Raw genomic sequence first — 5493 nt, forward strand, 5'->3', positions numbered from 1 at the left:
TGGCTGGCGCATAGAAGCATCCTGCTCCGTGCGCCCATGCCGCAGAACGTTTTTCTTCTTTAAGGCAGCGAATTGTGGATAACTTCTTCGCTGAGTGGTGAGGTCTGGCCCCTAACACTGGGTGTTAGGGGCCAGACCTCACCACTCAGCGAAGAAGTTATCCACAATTCGCTGCCTTAAAGAAGAAAAACGTTCTGCGGCATGGGCGCACGGAGCAGGATGCTTCTATGCGCCAGCCACGAGCCCTCGCCCACCCGCTCCAGGGACGCTCCTTCACGCTGGCAGAAGCCTTGGCTGCCGGAGAGACGCCCAAGCGTCTGCGCGGCCGCGATGTGTTGACGCCCAGCCGGGGCATCCGGGTTCCCTGGGGCGTGTCACAGGACTTTCGCAATGCCGTTGCGCCCCTGCTTGCGCTCACCCCAGGGGCCGTCGCCTGCTGGGGGAGTGCGGCACGGATCTGGAATCTTCCGCTGCCGGGACGGCTGAGCAGCGAACCTGCGGTTCACCTGGCTACCGCGGGCGTGGCGGCGATTCGGCGTTTCGGGGTGGTGGGGCACCGTCTGCGGCTTACGGACGCTGAGATGACGGTCTACCAGGGGATTCCTCTGACGACGGTCAGTCGGACCTGGCTTGATCTGGCGGCCCAGCTGAGTCTCGAAGATGCCGTGATCCTCGGCGACGCCATCGTCAGCGACCATCGCCGCCCGTTCGCGCCGCCATCGGACCCTCTGGGAACCTTAGGCCAGCTGCGCGATACCGTTCAGTCCCACGCCGGGGCGCGAGGGCTCAAGGTGGCACGGACTGCACTGGAGCTGGTCCGGACAGGCTCCGCTTCTCCGCCGGAAACCAGGCTCCGGCTTGCTGCAGAACGGGTGGGGCTGCCGGAGCCGGAACACGGAATCATTCTCTATGACGAGGCGGGAACCGAACGGGCCTGGCCGGATCTGGGATGGCGACGGTACCGGGTGGGTATTCAGTACGATGGTGCCCACCACCTCAGCCAGGAACAGCAGGAGCGTGATGCCCGACGCGACAACTTCAGTGCGGCCTCGGGCTGGATATCGCTGAAGGTCAATCGGGATATGGTCCGCAAGCACGGCTACGACGGAGTGATGCGTCAGATCGGTCAGGTTCTTCGCAGTCGTGGATGGCGGCCGGGGCATCCTGCCGAGTGGTGAGGTCACGCCCCTAACACCCAGTGTTAGGGGCGTGACCTCACCACTCGAGGCAGGGAGGAGAAGTCAGCCGCTGGCGAGGACCGCACGCAGGCTCTGCTGACCGGCTCCCAGCAGCCCGGCCAGCGAGCCTGCCTGACTGGCTTCGATCAGCAGGTTTTTGGTGGCCAGCGGATGGCAGCCGACGTAAACCTGCGCACGAATGGCCGCCACGAAGGCATCCACCTGCGAAAGGCTCCCACCGATCACCACGAGCGAGGGGTTGATGAAATTCACCACCGTGCTCAGCGATTCACCCAGAATCTTGCCCACCGCCTGAAGCCGCGCGAGCGTCCGGGCATCCCCGCTCAAGGCCAGGTTCACGACGTCTTCTACGGTGTCCACCTCGACCCCGGATTCGCGCAGCTGGGCAACGATTGCCCGGCCACCGACCACGGTTTCCAGGCAGCCACGCTTCCCGCAGGCACAGAGCAGGTTCCCGGCGGAGGGGGACTGTACATGACCGATGTCCCCCGCGGTTCCGGTGGCGCCACGATAGAGCTGGCCATTGAGGATGAACCCGCAGCCAAAGGTGTCATCGGCCTTCACGAACAGGGTGTCTTCCCGGTTCTTGGTGTCCGGACGGTCCTGCTGACGCAGCGCGTATTCGCCCACCGCCATCATGTTCGCGTCATTCTCCACGCTCGCGATGACGCCGAATTCCTCCGCCATCCAGTCCCGGACCGGGAACTGGTGCCAGCCGAACATGTAGGCAGGCGAGTCCACGACGCCCAGCCCCACATCGACGGGCCCGGGCAGGGACAAGCCGACGCCGCGCAGGGGGGTGCCCTGGGGATCGCTCAGCTCGCGCATCGCCATCGCCAGTTTGGGCAGAACGTCATGGGGACCCTGCACCAGATCTGGGCTGATCTGCACTGATTCCATCAGCGTGCCGGACATGGAAAGGCGGCCGACCCAGGCCTGCGTAATTCCCAGATCCGCCGCAAGAATGTGCCCGGCCTCCGGCACCAGGCTCAGCAGCGTGGGCCTTCGGCCGCCGGTGGCCTCGCCGGAGCCGGATTCGGTGACCAGCCCGGCCTCGATCAGCTCGCTGATCCGTAAGGTGATGGTCGATGGCGCCAGGTTCAGGCTACGTGCCAGATCGGCACGTGAGACTGCCGAGCCGCTGGCAATCAGGGACAGGATCGCCGAAGGGAGTTCGGAGTGGGCCGGGTCCTTCGGGCCTACTCGTCGGGTTCGCTTGGCGTAAGACGGCCGGTAGCTCATCATCTTCTTTCTTCGTTAAGAAACCGCGGGTGGAAGAAACAGCGACCGTTCTTCCACCCGCGTCCTCGCTTAACCGTACGTCCTGAGCGTGTGGCTCAGCCCTTGACGGCCCCTGCGACCATGCCCGTCGCCATGCGCTTCTGCACGATGACGAACAGGATGATGACCGGGATGGCCATCAGCGTGGAGCCCGCCATGACGCCGCCCCAGTCGGTGCCCGCCATCTGGGTGCTGAATCCCTGAAGCCACAGTGGCAGGGTCTTGGTGTCATTGCTGCTCAGCAAGACCAATGCCAGGGTGTATTCATTCCACGCGGCCAGGAAGGAGAAGATCGACGAGGCGACGATCCCCGAGCCCAGCAGGGGGAAGGTGACCCGGAAGAAGGCACCCATCCGGCTGCAGCCATCGATCTGTGCCGATTCTTCCAGCTCCACCGGCACGCCGTCGACGAAGCCCTTGAGCATCCAGATGGTGAAGGGCAGCGAGGCCCCGATGTACAGAATGCTCAGACCAAGGATCGAGTTGAGCAGATGCCAGCCGTCGATCATCTTGTACTGCGAGATGAACAGCGCTTCCGCCGGGACCATCTGGATCACCAACACCGAGAGGATCAGCCCCCGGCGGCCGATGAACCGGAAGCGGCTCAGGGCCAGGGCGGCGAAGAAGGCGAAGACGATGGCCACCACGACCACCAGGATGGCAGTGAAGAAGCTCATCTTCAGTGCGGAGAAGAACGCCGGATCCGCCAGGATCGACTGGAAGTGTTGTGCGGTGAACGGAGCAGGGAAGAACGATGGCGTCCTGCTGTTCAGCGCGTCCTCCGTGGAGAAGGAGCTGTTGAGCAACCAGTAGATCGGGAAGATCCAGAGCAGGGCGAAGATGACACCCAGAATGTTCAGGCTGGCGCGCTTGGTCAGCGAGCTTTTCTTGGCCATCAGAGATCTCCCTGCTTTGTGACGAGTCGGACATAGCGCCAGGTGATGGCCAGGGTGAGCACGAGCATGATCAGCGCTGTCGCTGAGGCCACCCCATAGTCACCGCCCGCCAGACCGACCTGGTAGATGTAGGTGCCGAGCACATTGGTCTGCTCGGTGATACCGCTGCTCTTCTGCAGGATGTAGATCTGGGTGAACACGCGCAGATCCCAGATCACCTGCAGGATGCCGACCAGGGTCAGCACCGGCATGATCGTCGGAACGATGATGTTGCGGAACTGCTGCCAGCCGGTGGCGCCATCGAGCATCGACGCTTCGAGCATCGATTCATCGATCTGGGTCAGCGAAGCATAGGTCATGAACAGCACCAGCGGAACGCTCATCCAGATGACCAACAAGCCAGCCACCACAAAGAAGCTCAGCGGATTGGCCAACCAGTTGAAACCGTCGGCCCCGGTGATACCCAGCTGCACCAGGACCCAGTCGGCTACACCGGAGCGGCCGTCGAAGATGCGCTGGAAAACCTGCAGCGAGGAGAGTACCGGCAGAGCCCAGGCCAGCAGCATGGCCGTCTGGACGATGAAGGAGACGGTCTTGGACAACTTGGTCAGCAGCACCGCCCCGGCCACGCCGATCAGCATGGTCAGGGCGGCGCACGCTGCGCAGAATACTACTGAACGGCCTAGCACAAGCCAGAAACCTGAGTCCGTCAGAACACTGACAAAGTTGTCCAACCCGACGAAGTCGGGCTCGGCGCCGAATTGCTGGGCCAGGGAGAACTGCTGGAACGCCATGATGCATTGGCGGACCAGCGGGTATCCCATGGCCAGCAGCACCGTTGCCACTGCTGGAAGGAGCAGCAGATAGGGCAGCTTGGGGCGCCGGATCTTGCGCACGGCCGTACTCATTTACTTACCGTTCAGGATCGAGGCGATCTTGTCGTCGGCGGTCTTGGCCAGGGATACCGGATCCTTCAGGTTGCCCATGGCGACGAAGAAGTCATCGACCACCTTAGCGCTCTCCACCAGAGCCCAGTTCTTGGCGGCGGGGGTGCCGACCGAGTTACGGACGGCATCGACCGTCAGCTTGGACAGATCGTCCGTGCCGAGCGCACCTGCGAAGGAGAGGTTGCCGGGGACCCAGCCGCCATCCTTCGCGAAAGCCTCCTGGAAGTCCTTGCTGAAGATCAGCTTGAGAGCTTCCTTCGACATGGCCTGGTTCTTGGACTTGGCCGAGATGGCGACGTTCGAGCCACCGGCGAAGGGCTTACCCACGCCACCAGCGGTGGCCGGCGGGAAGGCGAAGTAGCCGACCTTGCCGGCGGAGACCAGTGCCGGATCGATCTTCTTGACGTGGAAGTTGAAGCCGAAGAACATGGCGCACTCGCCCGCGTTGAACGGGGTGTACGGGGCGCTGGAGATCGTGGTGTCCGTGACGGGGCCCGTGGTGGAACCGGTCTTCCAGACTTCCTGCAGCTGGGCCAGAGCCTTCTGCGATTCGGGGGAGGACAGGCCGCCGGCCCACTTGTCGCCGCTCTGGGTGGCCAGGCGTCCACCGTTGGTGAAGACCCAGGCGAAAGCGGACTGGTTGGAGATGCCCGGCAGCTGCAGAGCGGAGAAGTGGGGCTTGCTGGCGTTGGCGGTCTGCAGGGTGGCAGCGGCCTTGGTCAGCTCGTCGATGGTGGTGGGGACCTTGACGCCGGCTGCCTCGAAGAGGTCCTTGCGGTAGATGAAGATGCGGCTGCCGGCGTAGAACGGGGCGGCGTACATCTTGCCATTGGCGGTGCCCAGATCCACGAGGGACTGAGTCAGGTCCTTGCCGCCCAGGGTGTCCTTCATATCGGTCAGATCGGTCAGGGCGCCGACGGCACAGAAGGTGGGTGCCTGAGTGTTGCCGAGCTCGATGATGTCCGGGGTGGACTCGGCGCTGGCCAGAGCGGTCTGCAGCTTGGGCACGATGCCGTCCCAGACCTGCTCCTCGATGGTCAGGGTCGAGCCCGGGAACTTCTTGGCGAACTCGTCGGTGAGCCACTTCTGAGCGCCGGTTGAGACCGAGTCTTTCATGAACCACACGCGCAGCTTGGCGGGGGGGGGGGGGGGGGGGGGGGGGGGGGGGGG

Annotated in this window: 5 protein-coding genes; 1 reads left to right on the top strand and 4 read right to left on the bottom strand. The window is 63.8% G+C overall.

Annotated features, from left to right (window positions below):
- The first annotated feature begins 227 nt into the window (after nucleotides 1–227).
- Nucleotides 228–1178: an endonuclease domain-containing protein gene (locus QQM37_RS13365; protein WP_285728114.1), complete on the top strand. Its 951-nt coding sequence runs from the start codon at nucleotides 228–230 to the stop codon at nucleotides 1176–1178.
- 63 nt (nucleotides 1179–1241) lie between these two features.
- Here the strand turns inward: QQM37_RS13365 and QQM37_RS13370 are convergent, their stop codons facing one another.
- The 4 genes from QQM37_RS13370 to QQM37_RS13385 all read right to left on the bottom strand — a co-directional run bounded on the left by QQM37_RS13370 (nucleotide 1242) and on the right by QQM37_RS13385 (nucleotide 5439).
- On the bottom strand, nucleotides 1242–2441 hold the full coding sequence (locus tag QQM37_RS13370; protein ID WP_285728115.1) for an ROK family transcriptional regulator: 1200 nt from the start codon (nucleotides 2439–2441) through the stop codon (nucleotides 1242–1244).
- A 95-nt stretch (nucleotides 2442–2536) separates the two neighbouring features.
- Nucleotides 2537–3376 carry a carbohydrate ABC transporter permease gene (locus tag QQM37_RS13375; RefSeq protein WP_285728116.1) on the bottom strand — a complete coding sequence of 280 codons (840 nt, stop codon included), beginning with the start codon at nucleotides 3374–3376 and terminating at the stop codon, nucleotides 2537–2539.
- Nucleotides 3376–4284 (bottom strand): carbohydrate ABC transporter permease, encoded by a 909-nt coding sequence (locus tag QQM37_RS13380; protein ID WP_285728117.1) that lies wholly within the window; start codon nucleotides 4282–4284, stop codon nucleotides 3376–3378. The genes QQM37_RS13375 and QQM37_RS13380 overlap by 1 nt, the downstream gene beginning before the upstream one ends.
- On the bottom strand, nucleotides 4285–5439 hold the full coding sequence (locus QQM37_RS13385) for an extracellular solute-binding protein (protein WP_285728118.1): 1155 nt from the start codon (nucleotides 5437–5439) through the stop codon (nucleotides 4285–4287). It lies immediately after the preceding gene.
- Between the last annotated feature and the right edge of the window lie 54 nt (nucleotides 5440–5493).

This window comes from Psychromicrobium xiongbiense (assembly GCF_030271165.1).
Taxonomy (GTDB): Bacteria; Actinomycetota; Actinomycetes; order Actinomycetales; family Micrococcaceae; genus Renibacterium; species Renibacterium xiongbiense.

Coding starts and splice junctions, on each gene's coding strand:
- QQM37_RS13385 (WP_285728118.1), bottom strand. CDS start 5,439: ATGAAAGACTCGGTCTCAACCGGCGCTCAGAAGTGGCTCACCGACGAG.
- QQM37_RS13370 (WP_285728115.1), bottom strand. CDS start 2,441: ATGAGCTACCGGCCGTCTTACGCCAAGCGAACCCGACGAGTAGGCCCG.
- QQM37_RS13375 (WP_285728116.1), bottom strand. CDS start 3,376: ATGGCCAAGAAAAGCTCGCTGACCAAGCGCGCCAGCCTGAACATTCTG.
- QQM37_RS13380 (WP_285728117.1), bottom strand. CDS start 4,284: ATGAGTACGGCCGTGCGCAAGATCCGGCGCCCCAAGCTGCCCTATCTG.
- QQM37_RS13365 (WP_285728114.1), top strand. CDS start 228: ATGCGCCAGCCACGAGCCCTCGCCCACCCGCTCCAGGGACGCTCCTTC.